Below are 451 nucleotides of genomic sequence, written 5' to 3' on the forward strand. Positions count from 1 at the left end.
TGGGCATTCTCAGAAGCAGCTGTGCTGTACCTGCGAGGCAATGACAAAGCCCGTAACTACCTTAATCGATTACAGAAAAGAATGAGTAAGGCTAAAGCGTTGTCTGCACTCGCTCATAAGCTTGGCCGCTGCGTCTATTTCATGTTGAAGAACAAAACGGTGTTTGATGAACAACGATTCTTAAAAGGATAAGTCGCGCAATAAGGTGAGCTGAACGTCTAACTAGATACTCTTAAAAAGAGAAGTGAGCATGACCGTGAATGATGTGGCTAATGAAGCAATGACTTCTCACCATCATCACTATGCCAAATGCTATTTAAGCTACATTGCCTTGATTAGACACCTTATTGGCGCGCATTAATAAATACAATCAACAAAGTCGTTTACACCCTAAATGAGCCTGAAACTAACTGTGCAAAAAGCACCTCTGACTTGAATAGTGCCATCTTAG

General features: G+C 41.7%; 1 pseudogene. It reads left to right on the plus strand.

The features are described from left to right. Positions 1-192 (plus strand): annotated as a pseudogene (locus tag H5125_RS21815) (IS110 family transposase); the annotation flags it as partial. Between the last annotated feature and the right edge of the window lie 259 nt (positions 193-451).

The sequence above is a fragment of the Shewanella sp. SR44-4 genome (assembly GCF_014163715.1).
Classification (GTDB): Bacteria; Pseudomonadota; Gammaproteobacteria; order Enterobacterales; family Shewanellaceae; genus Shewanella.